Raw genomic sequence first — 22,960 nt, forward strand, 5'->3', positions numbered from 1 at the left:
ATCAGGCCTCCAGCGAGGTGTATTGGTCGGGATCGTCGATGTCGCTGACTTCCCAGGTGCGGGCGAATTTCGGTGTGCCGAGCGGGTCGTCCAGCAGGGTCGGGCCCAGGTAGAGGGTCTGGTTGAACGACAGCGTCCAGGCTTTGTTTGGCTGATCGGCGTGGACGAGCAATGACGGCATTCCATCGATGTTCATCGGCAGATCGCATTGCTCGCCGGGCAAGCCCCAGCGGTTGTCGGTGATCAGGTTCTTCAGCGCGGCGATCAGATCACAGGCGGCAAATGCCGTGGCGGACAGCGCCGGAATGACTTGCAGCGACAGCGTCAGCACATGGGCAATCCGTCCGTTGGCGGCGCGCTCTCCCGATGCATTGCGTTCGATATCGATCAACACCCAGGCCTTGTCGCCGGGGGCCGTGAAGTCATCGTGATTACCGACCTGCACGTTCAGATCGGAGCTGTTGCGCAAGGCTGTCGCCATCGCCGTGAACAACTGCGAAGGCTGCTGGATCGGTGTGGGCATGCTTGACCTCCTTTTTCTGATGTCCACGCGAAGTCCTGCCGCACGGCGTGCAGCGAGACAGGAAAGTGAATGGGTTATTGCGGGTCGCGCGGCGGAACTTCGCAGACGCCGATGCGCTTGGCAGCCCAGCGTTCGTAAAGGCCGATGGCGACGTCGGCACCGGCCATTGCAGTGAGGCAACCAAATGCCCCGGCGGCCCAGATCGACATGCCGGCGGCGTACAGCAGCATGATTGCCGACACGCCGCAGATCATGCAGGCACCGGAGCGCAAGGCAAGCCGCCGCAGCAGCGGCCAGCCGCGGGCGCCCTCCTTGTCGGCGCGCCACATTTCGCCGGACACCCCGCCCGCCACGGCAAGGAGGATGACCAGCCAGATTGGCATGTCCAGCAACGCTTGTTGCTCGTTTGTCATGTCACGCCTCCTGAAAGCGTTGATGAATGAAGAGAAAGTGAAGAGGCGACACCGGACGGGTGTCGCCTCTGATGCGGGGAAGAACAGCGAAAGGTTCCGCGCATTCAGCAGTTACAGGCGCTCGACAATGACGTTGTCGATGAAGGCGTAGTTGGCGTACGGGTTCTGCTCGTTGGAAAACGCCAGAGTTGTCTGCGCGGTAATCGCGGTGAACTCGTAAGTGACGGTGCTCCACTCGACCGCGACGCCTTTGGCTGTCGGTGTGTTGAACGCAGCGGTTTGCCCGGCCACTTTCACCTGAATGACACCGTCGCCGGAGCGGCTGGCGAATCGGGAGTTGCCGGCACTGAAAGTCAGACGGTACTTGGCGCCCGGAGTGGTCGCGAAATTCTGCTGAATCCCGCCACCGTTGCCATAAACGTAGTTGGCCAGGTCGACGATCATCACGCCATCCGCTGCCACAGAACCGCCGATGGCATTGGGCATGTTGAAGTATTCGGCACCGGACAGGAACGTCGTCCAGCCTGTGATGGCATTGGTTTTTGCCGGGGTGTCCAGAATGCAGCCACCACCGCATGTCGATTGTTCAAAGCTGCCGTTCACCAGGAGGTTGGCGGCAATTGCGCTGCCGCCATTGCCCAGCAGTGCAACAGCGAGAAACGGTGCTACGTATTTCTTGAGAATGTTCATGTCTTTACCTATGAGGAGATTGATCAGGTTGTGCTGACGATGCAGCACGCATGTCGCTCACAGGCGATCGCTCGGGGCTCGCGGCCTTCACATGATTCAACGTTCCGCAGCGGGAACATTTGATCTGGAGTTCTGTGTACTCGCCCACCCGGGCGAGCAGTCTTTTGCAATGGCCGCAGCGGCACTCTTTCAACATCGACAAATCCTTTTGATTCTCTGCGTGGCCTTGCTCATGCCGCGAAACCTTGTTGAAGCGCCTGCCTCAGGCAGGCATTCCAGAAAGCCCGGCGCAGGGGCCGGGCTTTTCGGTCATACAGACCAGAACAATCGGGTCGTCGATTCAAACCAGCGAAAAAGGCTCTGTCGGCCAAATCATGGTGTACGGGTAACCCGGTTGATTCCTGTAATCGCACACGGCGATGACGTATTGCTTGTAAGCCAGCAACGCCGCTTCTTCCTCCGGCGTTGCGATGCCCAGATCCTGCTTGTAATCCAGCGGGTTGAACGTCAGCCAACCTTTGGCATTCGATAGCTTCTCAGTGGCGAGGAACTTGACCTGGCTTGCCACCTCTTCGAAAGTGGGCGCATGCAACTCCCACTGGTTGTTGACCAGTCGGGCATTCCATCCGACCACGACTTCCGTGTTTCCTGTGGCATCCACCCACAGCCCCCCCAATCCGTCAGGAAAGCTGACCGGCATCCCTTCGTCGGTATCAACCACCCGATATACCTTGGAATTGGGCATCGTGATGAAAACGTATCGATTCATTCTTATCGTCCTTTTTGATTGCCGGAATCCCGGCATTTCCGTTCCTGCCGGACAGGCAATCCAGAAAGCCCGGCTATACGCCGGGTCATTCAGTCATGCGGTCCTTATGCAGAGTCATGAAACGGTGATTTATGGAACTTCAGGCCAGGTGATTGCCAGCGGGTAACCTAGCTGTTTGTTGACGTTGCTCATATCAACGAAAAACTGCTTGTAAGCCTGCAACCCCGCGATATCGGCAGGCGTCGCCAGACCCAGCTCAACCTTCTGCTCCAGGGCGGTAGCCAGCAGAGTGGCGTTGACTCGATCAAATCGGCGGGAACGTTCGGCGCGCAGCTGCATGGACAACTGCGATGGCTGACCCCACATATCGCTGTCGGTAAAGGTCCAGACGCCATCGGTATTCACCGCGTTCCAGGAGTAGTCGATCTTTGGCAATGCGGTGACATCCACCCAGACTTGACTCGCCGGAAAATCGTCGGTGATCGGGTTGTTGGTTTCGAAGATGTTGTCGACTTTGCCATCCACAACACGCACGTACTTCTTCATGGTCATCATCCTTTTTGATTGCCGGCCTCCCGGCATTTCTGTTTCTGCCCAGAAGGCATTCCAAAAAGCCCGGCAATCCGCCGGGCTTTTCAGTAATGCACTCCTTTGCCTTCCTTCAATCCTGTGTTCGTGAAGGAAGCTGACTTTTCGGCGCTACTGGCGCGGTACGAGTCCATTCAAATTGTTTTTCCGACCGCGGTCCCTGCCCGCCGGATAACTGCTTCTGGTGCTTTACGCTGCACACCCGGGTCAGTTGCCAACCCTCTGAACCGTTGAGGCCGGTTCATCGCTGCCTGTTCTTGTGGAACTAAAGAGCTGTTGTTGCCAGCCGCTTTGTCGAGCGGCTTGGTGGCAAGAATATGCATGGATGCATATACAGTCAATGCGTAAATGCATTTATTTATGCACGAGAAATGCGCGGATGCATGGAAGCCCCGCCAATCAAGGGTTGCCCGGTTTTCTACAGGCGAAAAAAAACCCGCCGAGGCGGGTTTTGTCAGAAAGAAATCAGGTTACCGGGCGTACATGCCCCACCAGAAGACGTGACCGAGGATGACGATCTGCTCTTCCTGCATATCCTGGAAGCTGTAGTCCTCGTCCGGATGTTCATCGCGGTTGAAGCTGCGCAGACGGATACCGGTAGGCAGGCGATAGAGCTGTTTCACCCGAAGTTGACCGTTGTGGTTGATGGCGTAGAGGTCGCCATCGATGATGTCGCCGATCCCGCACTTGCCGGCGTTGACGCCAACCGTGGCACCGTCGCGTAGTACCGGCAACATGCTGTTGCCCCGTACCGTCACGCATTTGGCCTGATCGAACTGCACACCGTTATGGCGCAGGCTGCGCTTGCCGAAGCGCAGGCTGGAGCGTTCGCTCTCTTCGATGACGAATCTTCCTGATCCAGCAGCCAATTCAACCTCGCGAAGAAAGGGCACCGACACCTCATCGTCATCGACGGGGGTGTCGTCGTCCCACAGGCTTATGTCCTTGAGTTCGGAATGCAACTCGTCGCGTCCGCCGTTGGCGGCAGGCGCAACATCCGCGCGCCCGCGCAACTGATCGGTGCTCACGGCGAAGTACTCGGCGATCTTCGAGATGTGTTTATCCGAAGGATCGACGATCTTCCCGCTGAGAATCCGCGAGAGCGTGGATTGAGGCACGCCGGTGCGACGGTGGAGCTCCGTGGGGGAGATCCCGTGCTGGTCGAGCAGTGCTCTTAAGACGGTAGATACGTTGCGTTTTTGCATAACGCGCATAGTGCTTGAAGTTTTTCGGGAAGACAAATGCTGATTTGCATAAATCGTGCATAGTCGACCTTTTTACCACCGATGCATGTCACCCGACCGCGATGCCTGCGTCCGACAGACCGCCCATGGTAACCTTGCGCCCATCGCGGAAAAGCCCGGCCACTGCCGCGCTTTTGCCCCACACCTTTGAACGAGTTGCCTGACAATCCGATGAATAAAGCCGTCTCCGACCTGTCCTCCCACACTCCGATGATGCAGCAGTACTGGCGCCTGAAAAATCAGCACCCGGACCAGCTGATGTTCTACCGCATGGGCGACTTCTACGAGATCTTCTACGAGGACGCGAAGAAGGCGGCCAAGTTGCTGGACATCACCCTGACCGCGCGCGGGCAGTCGGCTGGGCAGGCGATTCCGATGTGCGGGATTCCGTATCACGCGGCGGAAGGCTACCTGGCGAAGCTGGTCAAGCTCGGCGAGTCGGTGGTGATCTGCGAGCAGGTCGGCGACCCGGCCACCAGTAAAGGCCCGGTGGAACGTCAGGTGGTGCGGATCATCACCCCGGGTACGGTCAGTGACGAGGCGTTGCTGGATGAGCGTCGCGATAATCTGATCGCGGCGGTGCTGGGCGACGAGCGCCTGTTCGGCCTGGCTGTGCTGGACATCACCAGCGGCAATTTCACCGTGCTGGAGATCAAGGGCTGGGAAAACCTGCTGGCGGAGCTGGAGCGGGTCAATCCGGTCGAGTTGTTGATCCCGGATGATTGGCCAAAAGACTTGCCGGCAGAAAAACGCCGTGGGGTACGTCGTCGTGCACCGTGGGATTTCGAGCGCGATTCGGCGCTGAAAAGCCTCTGTCAGCAATTCTCCACCCAGGACCTGAAAGGCTTTGGCTGCGAAACCCTGACCCTGGCAATCGGCGCCGCCGGTTGCCTGCTGGCGTATGCCAAGGAAACCCAGCGCACCGCCCTGCCCCACTTGCGCAGCTTGCGCCATGAGCGGCTGGACGACACCGTGGTGCTGGACGGCGCCAGCCGCCGCAACCTCGAACTCGACACCAACCTGGCTGGCGGCCGCGACAACACCCTGCAATCGGTGGTCGACCGTTGCCAGACGGCCATGGGCAGCCGTTTGCTGACCCGTTGGCTCAACCGTCCGCTGCGCGACCTGACTGTGCTGCTGGCTCGCCAGACCTCGATCACTTGCCTGCTCGACCGCTATCGTTTTGAAAACCTGCAACCGCAACTCAAGGAAATCGGCGACATCGAGCGGATTCTGGCGCGGATCGGCCTGCGCAATGCCCGCCCTCGCGACCTCGCTCGCCTGCGTGATGCGCTCGGTGCGCTGCCTGAACTGCAAGTGGCGATGTCCGATCTCGAGGCGCCGCACCTGCAACGTCTGGCGACCACCACCAGCACTTACCCGGAACTGGCGGCGCTGCTGGAAAAAGCCATCATCGACAACCCGCCAGCGGTAATCCGTGACGGCGGCGTGCTGAAAACCGGTTACGACAGCGAGCTAGACGAACTGCAATCGCTGAGCGAGAACGCCGGCCAGTTCCTGATCGATCTGGAAGCCCGTGAAAAGGCCCGCACCGGCCTCGCCAATCTCAAAGTCGGCTACAACCGCATTCATGGCTACTTCATCGAATTGCCAAGCAAGCAGGCTGAATCGGCGCCGGCAGACTACATCCGCCGTCAGACCCTCAAAGGTGCCGAACGCTTCATCACCCCGGAACTGAAAGAGTTTGAAGACAAGGCACTGTCGGCCAAGAGCCGCGCTCTGGCTCGCGAGAAAATGCTCTACGAGGCGTTGCTGGAAGACCTGATCAGCCAGTTGCCGCCGTTGCAGGACACCGCTGGCGCCCTGGCTGAGCTGGACGTGCTGAGCAACCTCGCCGAACGTGCGCTGAATCTCGACCTGAATTGCCCGACATTCGTCAGCGAACCGTGCATGCGTATCTCCCAGGGCCGTCACCCGGTGGTCGAGCAAGTGCTGACCACGCCGTTCGTGGCCAACGACCTGAGCCTGGACGACAACACCCGCATGCTGGTGATCACGGGTCCGAACATGGGCGGTAAATCCACCTATATGCGCCAGACTGCTCTGATCGTGCTGCTGGCACACATCGGCAGCTTCGTGCCGGCGGCCAGTTGCGAACTGTCGCTGGTGGACCGGATTTTCACCAGGATCGGTTCCAGCGACGACCTCGCCGGCGGGCGCTCGACCTTCATGGTGGAAATGAGCGAGACCGCGAACATCCTGCACAACGCCACCGAGCGCAGCCTGGTGCTGATGGACGAAGTCGGTCGCGGCACCAGCACCTTCGACGGTCTGTCCCTGGCGTGGGCGGCGGCGGAGCGTCTGGCGCAGCTGCGCGCCTATACTCTGTTTGCGACGCACTATTTCGAACTGACCGTGTTGCCGGAAGCCGAACCGCTGGTGGCCAACGTGCACCTCAACGCCACCGAACACAACGAGCGCATCGTGTTTCTGCACCATGTGTTGCCAGGGCCCGCGAGCCAGAGCTACGGCCTTGCGGTCGCGCAGTTGGCCGGTGTGCCAAGCGAAGTGATCGTACGTGCTCGTGAGCACTTGAGCCGCCTGGAAGATACCGCGCTGCCGCATGAGGCGCCAAAACCGGCCGTCAAGGGCAAACCGGCGACGCCGCAGCAGAGCGACATGTTCGCCAGCCTGCCGCACCCGGTGCTGGATGAGTTGGCCAAGCTGGATCTGGATGACGTGACACCGCGTCGTGCACTCGAAATGCTCTATGCACTAAAGAACCGGATCTAAGCACCGACGAACCGGATATAACGCAAACGGCTTCAAGCTGTTAGAATCTCGCGCGGTTTGGGATGCTGCTGGCTAATAGCCTGGCTGGCAGACATCGCTCCCGAACCTGGCGACCCCAACCGTGAAGGGGCAACGCTGCCGCCGCCTGAGGAGAAAATTAGAAATGACCTTCGTCGTCACCGACAACTGCATCAAGTGCAAGTACACCGACTGCGTAGAAGTCTGTCCGGTGGACTGCTTTTACGAAGGCCCGAACTTCCTGGTGATTCACCCGGACGAGTGCATCGACTGCGCCCTGTGCGAGCCGGAATGCCCGGCCGTGGCCATTTTCTCAGAGGACGAAGTTCCGGAAGAGATGCAGGAATTCATTCAGCTGAACGTAGAACTGGCCGAGATCTGGCCGAACATCACCGAAAAGAAAGAATCGCTGCCGGATGCCGAAGAGTGGGATGGCGTCAAAGGCAAGATCAAAGACCTCGAACGCTGATCTGTCCCGCGTTTGAAGAAAAGGCCCCTTGCGGGCCTTTTTGCTTTTGCGGGTTTTGCTTTATTTCAGGCAAAAAAAAGGGGCGGTTTGACCCGCCCACATTTTTTCCCTATTCCCTGTGTTCCTTTTCATCGTCCTGATGAATCGCTTCCTGCGATGTCCGTTCCCCTCTTCCTTGAAGGGCGTGTCTATCCGTCGACACAACCCAGATACTAGAGATTTCCCCGCCGGCGGCAACTGGCCTCCAGCGCACTAACCTGCTGTCATAAGCCCTTCACATTAAAAAATAACCATATAAATCATTGCGTTACGATTCAGCCATGAGCGCAATCGCCTTCAGCGGCAGTGTAAAAATAACGAACACTTACGATACAGTCAGCAAAGGCTTACAACGCAAACCTACAAGGTGGGAACGCCTCCCGCTTTCAGTGCGCCAACAAAAAGCCCCGAACCAGTCGGGGCTTTCTGTATAGCGGTCATGCGGGTGGCTTATTGAAACAGCGACTCGCTCGACAGGCCGTTTTTCTCGAGAATTTCCCGAAGGCGCTTGAGGCCTTCTACCTGGATCTGTCTCACCCGTTCCCGGGTCAGGCCGATCTCCAGGCCTACATCTTCCAGCGTGCTGCTCTCATGGCCGCGCAGGCCGAAGCGGCGCACGACCACCTCGCGTTGCTTGTCGGTCAGCTCCGAGAGCCATTGATCGATGCTCTGCGACAGGTCGTCATCCTGCAGCAGTTCACATGGATCGGTCGGACGGTCATCCGTCAGGGTGTCCAGCAGGGTTTTATCCGAATCCGGACCCAGCGAGACGTCGACCGAAGAAACCCGCTCGTTCAAGCCCAGCATGCGCTTGACTTCGCCCACCGGTTTTTCCAGCAGGTTGGCGATTTCTTCGGGTGAAGGTTCGTGGTCGAGCTTTTGCGTCAGCTCCCGTGCAGCCCGCAGGTACACGTTGAGCTCCTTGACCACATGGATCGGCAACCGGATGGTCCGGGTCTGATTCATGATCGCGCGTTCGATGGTCTGACGAATCCACCAGGTCGCGTAGGTCGAGAAGCGGAAGCCACGCTCCGGATCGAACTTTTCCACCGCGCGGATCAATCCGAGGTTGCCCTCTTCGATCAGATCCAGCAGCGACAGCCCCCGATTGACGTAACGCCGGGCGATTTTGACCACCAGCCGCAGGTTACTTTCGATCATGCGCTTGCGCCCGGCAGGGTCGCCACTTTGCGACAAGCGCGCAAAATGAACTTCTTCTTCCGGGGAGAGCAGTGGGGAAAAGCCGATTTCGTTGAGGTACAGCTGCGTGGCATCGAGTGCCCGAGTGTAATCGATGTACTTATGTTGTTTAAGTGAAGCGGAGTGTTTGGATTTGGCACGAACGGAAGGTGGAGCAGCCCCTTCATCATTCGACATCGAATCCGAATCGATGCCGGTCTCCATCAGGAGAACCTCATCGTCGATGTCAAACTCCGGCACTTCTTTACTGAGAGCCATTGTTATAGTCCTTTGGTGAGTTCGACCCCAAGCTCAAGCGGCGCCTTTATCCTTGGCAACGCTGGAGCCTGTCCCCTCTACGCGACGGAACAGGCTGGTCTGCAAATCAACGTCTTGGCAGGAACTGCAGCGGATCTACAGGTTTACCTTGTCGGCGAATCTCAAAATGCAGTTTCACCCGGTCTGTACCCGTTGACCCCATTTCGGCAATTGTCTGTCCGACCTTGACCTGCTGCCCCTCCCGTACCAACAGCCGACGGTTGTGTCCGTAAGCACTGACGTAGGTTTCGCTGTGTTTGATGATGACCAATTCGCCGTAGCCCCTTAAGCCACTCCCGGCGTATACCACCGTCCCATCAGACGCAGCTAAAACAGGCTGTCCCAAATCTCCGGCGATATCAATTCCTTTATTCAAACTACCGTTTGAAGAGAATTTTCCAATCAGAATGCCATTAGATGGCCATCCCCAGCCGGTCGGGGCCGGGCCCGGTGGAGGCAACGGAGCGGGGGTTTGCTTGTTGGCGACGGACGGTACAACCGCCGTGGAAGCCGCACCGGAACCCGTGGTCGTGGTGGTTGTCGTGCCATTTGCCTGGCGCCGGATAACCGTGGTTTTGCTGGACGAAGACGCTGAAGAGCCGGAGTTGGTGACGACCGCCGTCGACGTTGAACCGGTGCGTCCGTCGAAGCGAATCGTCTGACCCGGATGGATCGTGTATGGCGTAGGAATGTTGTTCCGGGCAGCGAGGGCTTTGTAGTCCCAGCCGTAGCGAAAAGCGATGGAAAACAAAGTATCGCCCGGACGGACTACATACTGCCCGGTCGTCACGACCGGACGCTGGGCCACCGCATTGTTGCGATCGACGACCCGAACGTTGCTCGATTTTGTGCTGGAGCAACCGACCAGCAAGGTGCTCAAGACAAGGCCAGTCACCAGGCGCTGAAAGCTCGTGTTACCCATACGCTGCGCAATGACTGTGAGACTCACCCGCCGCTCCCTTTGTGGTGGCTGAAAAATGTGGAATGCCGATTCCGGCATAAAACTTCGCAAGTATAACGGGCGCAACCGGCTTTACCTTTATAGAAGCGCTATGGCTCGGCGCACACGTTTGCTTGTAGACGATCCATCCTGTTTAAACATTCGCTGCCGCTGTAAGACAGGCGCACTCGACAGGAATTCAGCATCGTGAAACAAATGCTCAGGCCAGCGGACCGTTGAGCAATGGCACGAAACGCACCGCCCCCAGAACGTGTCGGGAGAAGCCGTTTTCTTCGCGCACGATCAGCATCAATTGCTGCACTTCACCGGAGCCGACCGGGATCACCATCCGCCCGCCCGGCGCCAGTTGATCAAGCAAAGCCTGAGGCACATCGGTCGCCACCGCCGTGACGATGATGCCGTTGTATGGCGCCAGCGCCGGCCAGCCTTCCCAGCCATCGCCCCAACGAAACACCACGTTGCGCAGGTTGAGCTCGACCAGGCGTTCCTTGGCCCGATCCTGCAGAACCTTGATGCGCTCCACCGAAAACACCCGCTCGACCAGTTGCGACAGCACCGCCGTCTGGTAACCGGAACCGGTGCCGATCTCCAGTACTTTATCCAGCGGCCCGGCCTCCAGCAGCAGCTCGCTCATACGCGCCACCATATAAGGCTGGGAAATAGTCTGGTTGTTGCCGATCGGCAGCGCGGTGTCTTCATAGGCACGGTGCGCCAGCGCTTCATCGACGAACAGGTGTCGCGGGGTGCGGCGGATCACTTCCAGCACGCTGGCGTTGGAAACGCCCTCTTCGTACAGACGCTGGATCAGGCGCTCACGGGTTCGCTGGGACGTCATCCCGATGCCGCTGCGCAGCCTGTCGTCTTGTTCACGAGCCATCAGTTGAGCCCCTCCAGCCAGCCGTCGAGACTTCGGAAGGCATCATTGAAGGTGCGATCGAGCTGCAACGGAGTGATGGATACGTAACCTTGCATCACCGCATGGAAATCGGTGCCAGGCCCGCCATCTTCCGCATCACCTGCCGCTGCGATCCAGTAGCCGGCCTTTCCACGCGGGTCGACGACTTTCATCGGTGCAGCCGCACGGGCGCGATGGCCGAGACGGGTCAGTTGAATGCCGCGAATGTGATCGATCGGCAGATTCGGAATGTTCACGTTCAGCACCGTGCGCGGTGGCAGATCAAGCCCGGCGTAGGCCTCGACCAGTTTGCGCGCAAAGTAGGCGGCCGTGGGCAGGTTGTCGACCTGCCGCGAAACCAGTGAGAAGGCAAACGACGGGCGCTCGAGAAAGCGGCCCTCAAGGGCGGCTGCCACCGTTCCGGAATACAGCACGTCATCCCCCAGGTTGGCGCCCAGGTTGATACCCGAAACCACCATGTCCGGCTGGCGTTCGAGCAAGCCGTTGAGTCCCAGATGAACGCAGTCGGTCGGTGTGCCATTGAGGCTGATAAAGCCGTTGGCCAGGTATTGCGGGTGCAGCGGACGGTCGAGTGTCAGCGAACTGCTGGCACCGCTCTTGTCCTGTTCCGGGGCGATAACCACGCACTCGGTGTAATCCGCCAGCGCAGCATAAAGCGCGGCAAGACCGGGCGCAGTCACCCCATCGTCGTTAGAAATCAGAATACGCATGGGCTGTCCGTCTGCCCCACCGGCACCAGATCAACGAGTTCGCGCACCAATACGGTGGCGAAGCATCCGGCCGGGAGGACGAATTCCAGTTGCAGAATGTCAGGCTCGGGATAATGCCACGTCAACCCGCCAATGGGCAGCCGCAGGATGCGACGTTCGTGGCTCATACCGGCATTAATCAACCAATCGCGCAGATCCGCCTCGCGTGCGGCAATCCCCTGCTCCAGATCATGGACAACCCCGGCCGCCGGCGAGTCACCTTCGCCCCACTGCGGACCGGTCGGATGCAGATCAAGGATGGCCAGTCGCGGGTCGCTGCACTCGGCTTCACCGGCCGGGAAAAAACTGCGGCTGTCGGTGAAGGCCAGCAGATCGCCGACCTGGGCACGCTGCCAGGTGCCATCGGCGACCCGCGCTGCGAGCACCTGATTGAACAGAAAACTGCGCGCAGTCGACAGCAGGCGCGAACGCACATTGCGTTGTTCCGGCAGTGCCTTGCGCGCGGCCCACGAACGGGCATCGACGACGTTGCCACCGTCATGGCCGAAACGCTGGGCACCGAAATAATTCGGGATGCCCTGTTTGGCGATCAGTTGCAGACGCTCGTCGATGGCGGCCTTGTCGCCATTGAACTGGGTCAGGCGCAGCGTGAAACCGTTGGCCGAATGCGCACCGCGCTGCAGCTTGCGTTTGTGGCGGGTGGTCTTGAGGATTTTCAGCGTGTCGTTTTCCGCCGCCGACAGATCCGGATCGGCCTTGCCCGGGAGTTGCACGCTGAACCACTGACGGGTCAGCGCCTGACGATCCTTCAGACCGGCATAGCTCACCGTGCGCAGCGGTACACCGGCGGCCTTGGCGATACGGCGCGCGGCTTCTTCAGTATTCAGACCGCGCTTTTCCACCCAGATCCACAGGTGCTCGCCGTCACCGCTGAACGGAATGTCGAGAACTTCATCGACCTGGAAATCTTCGGCGATGGCTTTGAGTACCGCGGTGCCGAGGGCGTCGCCATAGGCCCGCGGGCCGAGCAGTTGCAGTTCGTTCATGCGCGCAGCAACAAGGCAACGGAATGCACGGCGATGCCTTCTTCGCGACCGACGAAGCCGAGCTTCTCGGTGGTGGTGGCTTTCACGTTCACTTGATCCAGTTCTACTTGCAGATCCGCGGCAATCAGCGCGCGCATCGATTCGATATGGGGGGCCATTTTCGGTGCCTGGGCAACGATGGTGTTGTCGACGTTGCCGACCTTCCAGCCTTTGGCGTGGATCAGACTGACCACGTGACGCAGCAGCACACGGCTGTCGGCGCCCTTGAATTGCGGGTCGGTATCCGGGAAATGCTTGCCGATATCACCCAGCGCAGCCGCGCCGAGCAAGGCGTCGCTCAAGGCATGCAGCAGGACGTCACCATCGGAGTGAGCGAGCAGCCCGAAGCCGTGTGCGATTCGCACGCCGCCCAGAGTAATGAAATCGCCTTCAGCGAAACGGTGCACATCATAGCCGTGGCCAATACGCATAAAAAAACGCCCCGAATTTTGTCAGGGCGTGATTCTACCTGCTTTGTCAGGCGTTAGGCGCCTAGAGCGCGTGCGTGATGCTGCAAGTGGTCGTCAATGAAGCTCGCGATGAAGAAATAGCTGTGGTCGTAGCCCGGTTGCAGGCGCAACGTCAGCGGGTGGCCCGCTTGTTTTGCCGCTTGTTGCAGGGCTTCCGGTTTGAGCTGGGTGGCGAGGAAATCGTCGCGGTCACCCTGATCGACCAGCAGTGGCAGTTTCTCGTCCGCTTCGGCGATCAGTGCACAGGCATCCCACTCGCGCCACTTCGAACGGTCTTCGCCCAGATAGCGGGTGAATGCCTTCTGGCCCCACGGGCAATCAATCGGATTGTTGATTGGCGAAAACGCCGAAACCGACTGGTAACGACCCGGATTGCGCAACGCACAAACCAATGCACCGTGGCCGCCCATGGAGTGGCCACTGATGCTGCGCTTGTCCGAGGCCGGGAAATGCGCCTCAACCAGTGAAGGCAATTCCTGCACGACGTAGTCATGCATCCGATAGTGCCGCGACCAGGGTTCCTGCGTGGCATTCAGATAAAACCCGGCACCTAGGCCGAAATCCCAGGCCCCGTCAGGATCACCCGGTACGTCGGGGCCACGGGGGCTCGTGTCCGGCGCTACGATGATCAGACCGAGTTCGGCCGCCATGCGCATCGCGCCGGCCTTCTGCATGAAGTTCTCGTCCGTGCAGGTCAGGCCCGACAGCCAGTACAGCACCGGCAACTTGCCGCCCTGCTCTGCCTGCGGCGGCAGATACACGGCAAACACCATGTCGCAGCCCAGCACTTCGGAACGATGGCGATAGCGCTTGTGCCAACCGCCGAAACTTTTCTGACAGGAGATGTTTTCCAGACTCATGTAGGGCTCCTACGCAGCCACGGCTACATATCGGCAGCCGTGGCATCGCGACTGATCAGAAATGAATGACGGTGCGGATGCTCTTGCCTTCGTGCATCAGGTCGAAAGCTTTGTTGATATCTTCCAGGCCCATGGTGTGAGTGATGAAAGTATCCAGCGGGATTTCGCCGCTTTGCGCCATATCGACGTAGCTTGGCAATTCGGTACGACCACGCACGCCACCGAACGCCGAACCACGCCAGACGCGACCGGTCACCAGCTGGAACGGACGGGTGGAGATTTCCTGGCCGGCACCGGCCACACCGATGATGACCGACTCGCCCCAGCCTTTATGGCAGCACTCGAGGGCTGCGCGCATCAGTTGCACGTTGCCGATGCATTCGAAAGAGAAGTCGACGCCGCCATCGGTCATGTCCACGATCACTTCCTGGATCGGACGATCGAAGTCTTTCGGGTTCACGCAGTCGGTAGCACCCAATTGTTTGGCGATTTCGAACTTGGCCGGGTTGATGTCGATGGCGATGATGCGCGCGGCCTTGGCCTTCACTGCACCAATCACGGCCGACAGACCGATGCCGCCGAGACCGAAGATGGCCACGGTGTCACCCGGTTTGACTTTAGCGGTGTTGATCACTGCGCCGATACCGGTGGTCACGCCGCAGCCGAGCAGACAGACCTTTTCCAGCGGGGCATCTTTGGAGATCTTGGCCACGGAGATTTCCGGCAGCACGGTGTACTCGGAGAACGTCGAAGTGCCCATGTAGTGGAAAATCGTTTGGCCCTTGTAGGAAAAGCGTGAAGTGCCGTCCGGCATCAGGCCCTTGCCCTGGGTGGCGCGGATCGCCTGACACAGGTTGGTTTTGCCCGACTTACAGAATTTGCACTGGCCGCATTCCGGGGTGTACAGCGGAATCACGTGGTCGCCGACGGCCACCGAGGTCACGCCTTCGCCGATCGCTTCGACGATGGCACCGCCTTCGTGACCGAGGATCGACGGGAAGATACCTTCCGGATCAGCGCCGGACAGGGTGTAAGCGTCAGTGTGGCAAACCCCGGAAGCCACCACGCGCAGCAGCACTTCACCGGCCTTGGGCATGGCGACATCGACTTCTACGATTTCCAGCGGCTTCTTGGCCTCGAAGGCAACGGCGGCGCGCGACTTGATCATGCTGACTCTCCAGTGAATCGATTGAATAAAAAACCAGACAGTCAGTGTAGTTCAGCGCTGCTTGATGAATAATCCTGGCAAAAGCAAAAAATTATTGCCATACAGGGATAATCCCCATGTCCGAAAACCGCTGGGAAGGCATCGACGAGTTCGTCGCCGTTGCCGAATGCAGCCAGTTCACCGCGGCAGCCGAACGCCTGGGCGTTTCTTCCTCACACATCAGTCGACAAATCGTACGGCTGGAAGAGCGTCTGCAGACGCGTTTGCTGTATCGCAGTACCCGGCGCGTCACCCTGACCGAGGCCGGCCAGACCTTTCTGCAACATTGTCAGCGTCTGCAGGACGGTCGCGAAGAAGCGTTGCGCGCAGTCGGCGACCTGACCAGCGAACCCAAAGGCATGCTGCGCATGACCTGTGCCGTGGCTTACGGCGAACGCTTCATCGTGCCGCTGGTGACCCGTTTCATGGGGCATTACCCGCAACTACGCATCGATATCGAACTGACCAACCGGCAACTCGATCTGGTGCATGAAGGCCTGGACCTGGCGATCCGTCTTGGCCGGCTTCAGGATTCCCGGCTGGTGGCGACCCGGCTGGCACCGCGACGCATGTATCTGTGTGCATCGCCTTCCTACCTTGAACGGTACGGGCGCCCACACAGTTTGTCGGAACTGGGACGGCACAATTGCCTGATCGGCAGCTCGGACATCTGGCAGCTTGAACAAAATGGGCGGGAATTTTCCCAGCGGGTGCAGGGAAACTGGCGCTGCAACAGTGGGCAAGCGGTGCTGGATGCGGCACTACAAGGCGTCGGCTTGTGTCAGTTGCCGGACTATTACGTGCTGGAACATCTGCACAGCGGTGCGTTGGTTTCGCTTTTGGAAGCGCATCAACCGCCGAATACGGCGGTGTGGGCGCTGTACCCACAGCAGCGGCACTTGTCGCCGAAGGTGCGCAAACTGGTGGACTTTCTCAAGGAAGGCTTGGCCGAACGGCCGGAATATCGGGCTTAACGTCGATTGGCCCAGCGCTGGCGCAACCATTCGAGGTCTTCGGGGCGGGTAACTTTCAGGTTATCCGCGCGACCTTCGATCAGGCGCGGTGCCAACCCGGCCCACTCCATCGCAGAAGCCTCATCGGTAATCACTGCGTCCGCAACCAGACTGTCCGCCAATGCGCGGTGCAGTGCACCGAGGCGGAACATCTGCGGCGTATAGGCTTGCCAGATCACACTGCGATCAACGGTTTCCACCACTCGACCGTGCTTGTCAACCCGCTTAAGAGTGTCCTTCGCCGGCACGGCCAACAGGCCGCCGACCGAATCGTTCGCCAGCTCAGCGAGCAGTTTGTCGAGATCGTCACGGCTCAGATTAGGCCGCGCCGCATCGTGCACCAGCACCCAGTCCTCGTCGTCGGCACCTTGGGCATGCAGATAAAGCAAGGCGTTGAGCACCGAGCCGGAACGTTCGGCACCACCGTCAACCCGTTGAATGCGCGGATCACTGGCGCTGGCCAGGTTCGGCCAATAAGGATCATCAACGGCAAGACTGACCACCAGGCCCTTGAGGCTCGGGTGATCGAGGAAACAGCCGAGGCTGTGTTCGAGAATTGTGCGCCCGCCCAGTTGCAGATATTGCTTGGGACGGTCCGCGGCCATACGGGCACCGACGCCCGCGGCAGGAATCACGGCCCAGAAGGCCGGCAGGGAATCGATCATTGGGCCAACTGGTAAAGGGTTTCGCCGTCCTTGACCATGCCCAGTTCGTGACGAGCCCGCTCTTCAACGGTCTCCATGCCTTTTTTCAACTCGCTGACTTCAGCGTCCATCACCCGGTTGCGCTCCAGCAGGGCTTCGTTCTCGGCGTGTTGATCAGCAATCTGCTGATTCAGTTCGGCGACTTGCGCCAGACTGCCATTGCCCACCCACAGGCGGTACTGCAGACCGGCCAGCAGCAAGAGCAAAACGAGAAACAACCAGTAAGGACTGCGCATCGAATATCAGGTATCCAGTGAAAAAAGACAGCCACGCCAAAACTTTGAAGCATCTGATAGCACGAAGCCTGGAATATCCAGGCTTGTGCATATAAGGCATCAGATTAGTGGCAAATCCATCGCTGTCACGACTTTTCCGACACAATCCGGTGTCTTTCTAACATTTACTGCTCAGCCGCGAAACTCGCTACGACCGTTGTACTTGGCCTTGCCATTCAACTGCTCTTCGATACGCAGCAGTTGGTTGTACTTGGAAACGCGGTCGGAACGGCACAGCGAACCGGTCTTGATCTGGCCAGCCGAAGTACCCACAGCCAGGTCGGCAATGGTCGAATCTTCGGTTTCGCCCGAACGGTGCGAGATCACGGCGGTGTAACCGGCTGCCTTGGCCATCTGGATGGCTTCCAGGGTTTCGGTCAGGGTGCCGATCTGGTTGAACTTGATCAGGATCGAGTTGGCGATCTTTTTATCGATGCCTTCTTTCAGGATCTTGGTGTTGGTCACGAACAGGTCGTCGCCGACCAGTTGGGTCTTCTCGCCGATCTTGTCGGTGAGGATCTTCCAGCCAGCCCAGTCGGACTCGTCCAGACCGTCTTCGATCGAGATGATCGGGTAACGCTCGGTCAGACCTTTGAGGTAGTCGGCGAAACCTTCAGCGGTGAACACCTGGCCTTCGCCGGACAGGTTGTACTTGCCATCTTCGAAGAATTCGCTGGCCGCGCAGTCCAGAGCCAGGGTCACGTCGGTGCCCAGCTTGTAACCGGCGTTGGCGACTGCTTCGGAGATCACTTTCAGTGCGTCTTCGTTGGACGCCAGGTTCGGCGCGAAACCGCCTTCGTCACCGACGGCAGTGCTCAGGCCACGGGCCTTCAGCACGGCTTTGAGGTGATGGAAAATCTCGGTGCCCATGCGCAGACCTTCCGAGAAAGACTTGGCGCCAACCGGCTGAACCATGAATTCCTGGATGTCGACGTTGTTGTCGGCGTGTTCGCCACCGTTGATGATGTTCATCATCGGAACCGGCATCGAGTACACACCCGGGGTGCCGTTCAGATTGGCGATGTGAGCGTACAGCGGCAGGTCCTGATCCTGTGCAGCCGCCTTGGCCGCAGCCAGGGATACGGCGAGGATGGCGTTGGCGCCCAGGGTCGCTTTGTTTTCGGTACCGTCGAGCTTGATCATCGCCTGATCCAGGGCTTTCTGGTCGCTTGGGTCGGTGCCCAGCAGCAGATCGCGAATCGGACCATTGATGTTGGCTACCGCCTTGAGCACGCCCTTGCCCAGGTAACGGCTCTTGTCGCCATCACGCAGCTCGAGCGCTTCACGCGAGCCAGTGGATGCACCGGACGGCGCGCAGGCGCTGCCGATGATGCCGTTGTCGAGAAGCACGTCCGCTTCCACGGTGGGATTGCCACGGGAGTCGAGAACTTCACGACCTTTGATGTCGACGATTTTTGCCATTGTTGTAAACACTCCAAAGTTGACGAAAACGACGCAGCTAGAGGAAATCTTTTTACCGTCGGCAAGTGGTGTGCAGCGGGCAGCTTGCAGACGACAACGCTCATACCCGAGGGCATGAGCGACAAATCGTGCGGTACTTTACCGGAGAATTGAGGTTTACGCGGTTTCTACCGTCGGAAAACTCTTCACCAGTTCGTCCAGGGCTTTGAGCTGGGCCAGGAATGGCTCCAGTTTGTCCAGACGCAAGGCGCAAGGGCCGTCGCATTTGGCGTTGTCCGGATCCGGGTGCGCTTCGAGGAACAGGCCCGCCAGCGACTGGCTCATGCCAGCCTTGGCCAGGTCGGTGACCTGGGCGCGGCGACCGCCGGCAGAGTCGGAACGACCGCCAGGCATTTGCAGCGAATGGGTCACGTCGAAGAATACCGGGTACTCGAACTGCTTCATGATGCCGAAGCCGAGCATGTCGACCACGAGGTTGTTGTAGCCGAAGCTCGAACCACGCTCGCAGAGGATCAACTGATCGTTACCCGCTTCCACGCACTTGTTCAGGATGTGTTTCATTTCCTGAGGCGCGAGGAACTGGGCTTTCTTGATGTTGATCACAGCGTTGGTCTTGGCCATCGCGACGACCAGATCGGTCTGGCGCGACAGGAAGGCCGGCAGCTGGATGATGTCGCAGACCTCGGCGACGACCGCGGCCTGGTCAGGCTCGTGGACGTCGGTGATGATCGGCACGCCGAAGGCTTGTTTGATGTCCTGGAAGATGCGCATGCCCTCTTCCAGGCCAGGACCGCGATAGGAGGTCACAGAAGAACGGTTGGCCTTGTCGAAGCTGGCCTTGAACACGTAAGGGATGCCGAGTTTTTCGGTGACCTTCACGTACTCTTCGCAAACCTGCATGGCCATGTCACGGCTTTCCAGCACGTTCATGCCGCCGAACAGCACCATGGGTTTGTCGTTGGCAATCTCGATGTCGCCGACGCGGATGATCTTCTGTGCCATCGGGGTTACGCCTTCTTCTGGTGTTGAGCCAATGCCGCTTTGACGAAGCCGCTGAACAGCGGATGGCCATCGCGTGGCGTCGAGGTGAACTCTGGGTGGAACTGGCAAGCGACGAACCATGGATGATCCGGAGCTTCGACCACTTCAACCAGCGCAGCATCGGAAGAGCGACCGGAGATTTTCAGGCCAGCCTCGATGATTTGCGGCAGCAGGTTGTTGTTCACTTCGTAACGGTGACGGTGACGCTCGACAATCACATCCTTGCCGTAGCAGTCGTGCACCTTGGAGCCGGCTTCGAGCAGGCATTCCTGAGCGCCGAGGCGCATGGTGCCGCCCAGATCGGACGCTTCGGTACGGGTTTCGACTGCACCGGTAGCGTCTTCCCACTCGGTGATCAGACCGACAACCGGATGGCCGCTGGCACGATCGAATTCGGTGGAGTTGGCGTCTTTCCAGCCCAGCACGTTACGGGCGAACTCGATGACCGCCACTTGCATGCCCAGGCAGATCCCCAGGTATGGAACCTTGTTTTCGCGAGCGTATTGAACGGCAGTGATCTTGCCTTCCACGCCACGCAGACCGAAGCCGCCCGGTACGAGGATCGCGTCGACGCCTTCCAGCAGCGCGGTGCCCTGGTTCTCGATGTCTTCGGAATCGATGTAGCGCAGGTTGACCTTGGTACGGTTGGTGATGCCGGCGTGACTCATCGCTTCGATCAGCGACTTGTAGGCGTCCAGCAGCTCCATGTACTTGCCGACCATCGCGATGGTGACTTCGTGCTCTGGATTGAGCTTGGCATCAACGACCTTTTCCCACTCGGACAGGTCGGCGCCATTGCATTGCAGACCGAAACGCTCGACGACGAAATCGTCCAGACCCTGAGCGTGCAGCACGGCCGGGATCTTGTAGATGGTGTCGACGTCTTCCAGGGAGATCACCGCACGCTCTTCAACGTTGGTGAACAGCGCGATCTTGCGACGCGACGACACATCCACCGGATGGTCGGAACGGCAGATCAGAACGTCTGGCTGCAGGCCGATCGAACGCAGTTCCTTCACGGAGTGCTGGGTCGGCTTGGTCTTGGTTTCGCCTGCGGTGGCGATATACGGAACCAGGGTCAGGTGCATCAGCATCGCGCGCTTGGAACCGACTTCCACACGCAGCTGGCGGATGGCTTCGAGGAACGGTTGCGATTCGATGTCGCCAACGGTGCCACCGATTTCCACCAGGGCCACGTCGGCATCGCCGGCGCCCTTGATGATGCGACGCTTGATTTCGTCGGTGATGTGCGGAATCACCTGGATGGTTGCACCCAGGTAGTCACCACGGCGCTCTTTGCGCAGCACGTGTTCGTAGACACGGCCGGTGGTGAAGTTGTTGTTCTGGGTCATGGTCGTGCGGATGAACCGCTCGTAGTGGCCCAGGTCCAGGTCGGTCTCGGCGCCGTCGTGGGTGACGAACACTTCACCGTGCTGGAACGGGCTCATGGTGCCCGGGTCGACGTTGATGTACGGATCCAGCTTCAGCATGGTGACCTTAAGCCCCCGCGCCTCCAGGATGGCCGCCAATGAAGCCGATGCAATGCCTTTCCCCAAAGAAGAAACAACACCGCCCGTGACGAATATGTAGCGCGTCATGAAAAACCCTAGAAGTCTGCGTTAAAGCGGTCCGAGCCGCCGGGGAAAGCGAAGGAAGGCCGAAGCCCCCGATCACCTGCATTAATCACAGTGCACCTTTCAAAAAAACCGCCGCGTTGGGACAGACCGGAAGTGAAAACACCGGTACGTTGCTCGCTACACATTTTTTGGAATCGCCCAGCAAAGACTGCTTGGTAATCGGCAACTCCTGCAATTCAGGCGAATCCACAGAAGTTGTATCAAGAAGGGAGCGTAGTCTACCGGAATGCCCCCTTCATCTCAAACCTTGATCTTCGTCCGAAGGCTGCCAATGCAATCGCCAGCCTTCCAGCGCATTGCCGTCGAGCCCCGGCAGGTTCGCCACGGCGAGCAATACTTCACCGCGAAACAGCAGCGGCAATCTGCCACGCACGAAGCCCGGCACCGCGCGCTCATTGAGCAGGCGCTTGAGATCACGATGACCGCGATCCGCCAGATGCATCACCTCGCCGCCCTGCCGATAGCGGATTTGCAGCGGCCCGACGGGAGTCTGGCCGATGAACATGACACGTCCGTTATCGGGCAAGCGTAGCGCTGACGACAGGTCATGCCAGTCGCCGCTGACCACCGGCGCGCGCAGCCATTGCCCGCTGAGCCACCACAAACGACCGGCGCTTCGATGCAACTCGCCATCCGCCAGACGCCAGATCGGCGAAGCACCGTCGCCGGCATCGCGCAGGTCCGCCCAACCCGACCAATGGTCGGTATCCGGCAGTCGGGTCAGCGGTTCAAGCCAGTGACTGAGCGTGTTTCGCTGACGTGCATCGGACAAGTTCGCGATAGCCGCGAACTCCAGTGACGGCAATCCCGACCACTCGAATTCAGCGGGTAAGCTCGCTTCAGCCAGATCGATTTGCGCCAGCTCATCAAGCAAGCCTTGCGCCTCACGCAGATGCGCCGCACTGCGGGCCATGCTGGCGTGAGCCTGAGGCCAGCGGCCGGTCAGCAACGGCATGACCTGATGGCGCAGATAGTTGCGCGAGAACTGTCGATCCTGATTGGAAGGGTCCTCAATCCAACGCAGACCATGGTCGTGCGCATAGGCTTCCAGCTCGGCCCGCGTAACATCGAGTAACGGCCGAACCAGACTGCCCTGCCCCAGCACGCGCTGAACTGGCATACCGGACAACCCACGCACGCCAGCGCCACGCAACAGGCGAAACAACAGCGTTTCAGCCTGATCATCGCGATGCTGCCCGGTCAGCAGCACATCACTGGCCTGAGTCGCCGCTATGAACGCTGCATAGCGCGCATCCCGCGCCGCCCGCTCCAGACTCGCCCCCGGCTGCACCTGCACATGCACCACTTGCAACGGCACCGCCAGTTCATCGCAGACAGCCTGACAATGCGCCGGCCACGCGTCGGCCACAGTCTGAAGGCCGTGATGGACATGGATGGCACTTAGCGCGGGAAGGGAATGGGTTTTGGCAAGATTTGCCAGAAGGTGCAGCAAGACGGTGGAATCGAGGCCACCGGAGAAGGCGATCCGCCAATGGGAAGCACCGAGCCAGGGCTTGAGATTGCGCAGAAGCCTGGAAGGCAAATCAATCGAGGGCTGACCCATTTTTCTACCTTTTCACAAACCAAATGTGGGAGCGGGCTTGCTCGCGAAAGCGCTGAAACAGCCAACACAGTCGTTGGATGTTACATCGCAT

General features: G+C 59.4%; 24 protein-coding genes. 3 read left to right on the forward strand and 21 right to left on the reverse strand.

The annotated features are described in order from the left end of the window. Position 1: 1 nt before the first annotated feature. From AC07XZ_RS13010 to AC07XZ_RS13040, 7 genes are all read right to left on the reverse strand, one after another. Complete coding sequence (locus tag AC07XZ_RS13010) at positions 2-523, reverse strand: hypothetical protein (RefSeq protein WP_102686564.1); 522 nt, start codon at positions 521-523, stop codon at positions 2-4. Between the two features lie 74 nt (positions 524-597). After that, a complete protein-coding gene (locus AC07XZ_RS13015) occupies positions 598-936 on the reverse strand; it encodes a phage holin family protein (protein ID WP_007954843.1) in 339 nt (112 codons plus the stop codon). A 111-nt stretch (positions 937-1,047) separates the two neighbouring features. Further along, positions 1,048-1,626, reverse strand: coding sequence for a DUF642 domain-containing protein (locus AC07XZ_RS13020; RefSeq protein WP_102686563.1), 579 nt, complete (start codon positions 1,624-1,626; stop codon positions 1,048-1,050). 4 nt (positions 1,627-1,630) lie between these two features. Further along, positions 1,631-1,822, reverse strand: a complete 192-nt coding sequence (locus AC07XZ_RS13025; RefSeq protein ID WP_085748127.1) for a Com family DNA-binding transcriptional regulator — start codon at positions 1,820-1,822, stop codon at positions 1,631-1,633. A gap of 144 nt (positions 1,823-1,966) precedes the next feature. Next, positions 1,967-2,395 carry a tail fiber assembly protein gene (locus AC07XZ_RS13030; RefSeq protein WP_085748126.1) on the reverse strand — a complete coding sequence of 143 codons (429 nt, stop codon included), beginning with the start codon at positions 2,393-2,395 and terminating at the stop codon, positions 1,967-1,969. A gap of 129 nt (positions 2,396-2,524) precedes the next feature. Next, positions 2,525-2,941, reverse strand: coding sequence for a tail fiber assembly protein (locus AC07XZ_RS13035; RefSeq protein ID WP_102686562.1), 417 nt, complete (start codon positions 2,939-2,941; stop codon positions 2,525-2,527). Positions 2,942-3,453: 512 nt separating this feature from the next. Further along, on the reverse strand, positions 3,454-4,188 hold the full coding sequence (locus AC07XZ_RS13040; protein ID WP_085666844.1) for a LexA family transcriptional regulator: 735 nt from the start codon (positions 4,186-4,188) through the stop codon (positions 3,454-3,456). A 210-nt stretch (positions 4,189-4,398) separates the two neighbouring features. Between AC07XZ_RS13040 and mutS the strand changes: the two genes are divergently transcribed. Both mutS and fdxA read left to right on the forward strand, forming a co-directional pair. Beyond that, positions 4,399-6,981, forward strand: coding sequence for a DNA mismatch repair protein MutS (mutS, locus tag AC07XZ_RS13045; protein WP_102686561.1), 2,583 nt, complete (start codon positions 4,399-4,401; stop codon positions 6,979-6,981). A gap of 163 nt (positions 6,982-7,144) precedes the next feature. Further along, on the forward strand, positions 7,145-7,468 hold the full coding sequence (gene fdxA, locus AC07XZ_RS13050) for a ferredoxin FdxA (RefSeq protein WP_007908827.1): 324 nt from the start codon (positions 7,145-7,147) through the stop codon (positions 7,466-7,468). Positions 7,469-7,957: 489 nt separating this feature from the next. Here the strand turns inward: fdxA and rpoS are convergent, their stop codons facing one another. From rpoS to AC07XZ_RS13090, 8 genes are all read right to left on the reverse strand, one after another. Continuing rightward, on the reverse strand, positions 7,958-8,965 hold the full coding sequence (gene rpoS / locus AC07XZ_RS13055; protein ID WP_007954831.1) for an RNA polymerase sigma factor RpoS: 1,008 nt from the start codon (positions 8,963-8,965) through the stop codon (positions 7,958-7,960). Between the two features lie 106 nt (positions 8,966-9,071). Then, positions 9,072-9,953, reverse strand: coding sequence for a peptidoglycan DD-metalloendopeptidase family protein (locus tag AC07XZ_RS13060; protein WP_085748123.1), 882 nt, complete (start codon positions 9,951-9,953; stop codon positions 9,072-9,074). Between the two features lie 211 nt (positions 9,954-10,164). After that, positions 10,165-10,800 carry a protein-L-isoaspartate(D-aspartate) O-methyltransferase gene (locus AC07XZ_RS13065; RefSeq protein WP_170844894.1) on the reverse strand — a complete coding sequence of 212 codons (636 nt, stop codon included), beginning with the start codon at positions 10,798-10,800 and terminating at the stop codon, positions 10,165-10,167. 41 nt (positions 10,801-10,841) lie between these two features. Next, positions 10,842-11,591: a 5'/3'-nucleotidase SurE gene (gene surE, locus AC07XZ_RS13070; protein WP_102686560.1), complete on the reverse strand. Its 750-nt coding sequence runs from the start codon at positions 11,589-11,591 to the stop codon at positions 10,842-10,844. After that, a complete protein-coding gene (gene truD, locus AC07XZ_RS13075; RefSeq protein WP_011332702.1) occupies positions 11,579-12,637 on the reverse strand; it encodes a tRNA pseudouridine(13) synthase TruD in 1,059 nt (352 codons plus the stop codon). Before truD ends, surE begins: the two co-directional genes overlap by 13 nt. Next, positions 12,634-13,107 carry a 2-C-methyl-D-erythritol 2,4-cyclodiphosphate synthase gene (gene ispF / locus AC07XZ_RS13080; RefSeq protein WP_007954821.1) on the reverse strand — a complete coding sequence of 158 codons (474 nt, stop codon included), beginning with the start codon at positions 13,105-13,107 and terminating at the stop codon, positions 12,634-12,636. Before ispF ends, truD begins: the two co-directional genes overlap by 4 nt. Positions 13,108-13,160: 53 nt before the next feature. Beyond that, positions 13,161-14,006: an S-formylglutathione hydrolase gene (fghA, locus tag AC07XZ_RS13085; protein WP_085748121.1), complete on the reverse strand. Its 846-nt coding sequence runs from the start codon at positions 14,004-14,006 to the stop codon at positions 13,161-13,163. Positions 14,007-14,061: 55 nt separating this feature from the next. After that, on the reverse strand, positions 14,062-15,174 hold the full coding sequence (locus AC07XZ_RS13090) for an S-(hydroxymethyl)glutathione dehydrogenase/class III alcohol dehydrogenase (RefSeq protein ID WP_085748120.1): 1,113 nt from the start codon (positions 15,172-15,174) through the stop codon (positions 14,062-14,064). 116 nt (positions 15,175-15,290) lie between these two features. Between AC07XZ_RS13090 and AC07XZ_RS13095 the strand changes: the two genes are divergently transcribed. Beyond that, positions 15,291-16,187 (forward strand): LysR family transcriptional regulator, encoded by an 897-nt coding sequence (locus tag AC07XZ_RS13095; RefSeq protein ID WP_085748119.1) that lies wholly within the window; start codon positions 15,291-15,293, stop codon positions 16,185-16,187. Here AC07XZ_RS13095 and ispD read toward each other — a convergent pair. From ispD to tilS, 6 genes are all read right to left on the reverse strand, one after another. After that, positions 16,184-16,891, reverse strand: coding sequence for a 2-C-methyl-D-erythritol 4-phosphate cytidylyltransferase (ispD, locus tag AC07XZ_RS13100; protein ID WP_102686559.1), 708 nt, complete (start codon positions 16,889-16,891; stop codon positions 16,184-16,186). The two genes, AC07XZ_RS13095 and ispD, sit on opposite strands and share 4 nt — an antisense overlap. After that, complete coding sequence (gene ftsB / locus AC07XZ_RS13105; protein WP_003222158.1) at positions 16,888-17,166, reverse strand: cell division protein FtsB; 279 nt, start codon at positions 17,164-17,166, stop codon at positions 16,888-16,890. Before ftsB ends, ispD begins: the two co-directional genes overlap by 4 nt. A 171-nt stretch (positions 17,167-17,337) precedes the next feature. Further along, positions 17,338-18,627, reverse strand: coding sequence for a phosphopyruvate hydratase (gene eno / locus AC07XZ_RS13110; protein WP_011332697.1), 1,290 nt, complete (start codon positions 18,625-18,627; stop codon positions 17,338-17,340). 156 nt (positions 18,628-18,783) lie between these two features. Beyond that, positions 18,784-19,629 carry a 3-deoxy-8-phosphooctulonate synthase gene (kdsA, locus tag AC07XZ_RS13115; protein WP_007954807.1) on the reverse strand — a complete coding sequence of 282 codons (846 nt, stop codon included), beginning with the start codon at positions 19,627-19,629 and terminating at the stop codon, positions 18,784-18,786. Positions 19,630-19,634: 5 nt separating this feature from the next. Then, the gene (pyrG, locus tag AC07XZ_RS13120) at positions 19,635-21,266 is read right to left on the reverse strand and encodes a CTP synthase (RefSeq protein WP_007954805.1); all 1,632 of its coding nucleotides are present in this window, start codon (positions 21,264-21,266) and stop codon (positions 19,635-19,637) included. Positions 21,267-21,540: 274 nt separating this feature from the next. Next, entirely contained in the window at positions 21,541-22,869 is a 1,329-nt protein-coding gene (tilS, locus tag AC07XZ_RS13125) for a tRNA lysidine(34) synthetase TilS (RefSeq protein WP_102686558.1), read from the reverse strand. Between the last annotated feature and the right edge of the window lie 91 nt (positions 22,870-22,960).

This window comes from Pseudomonas sp. GW458-11-26-14-LB4 (assembly GCF_059423925.1).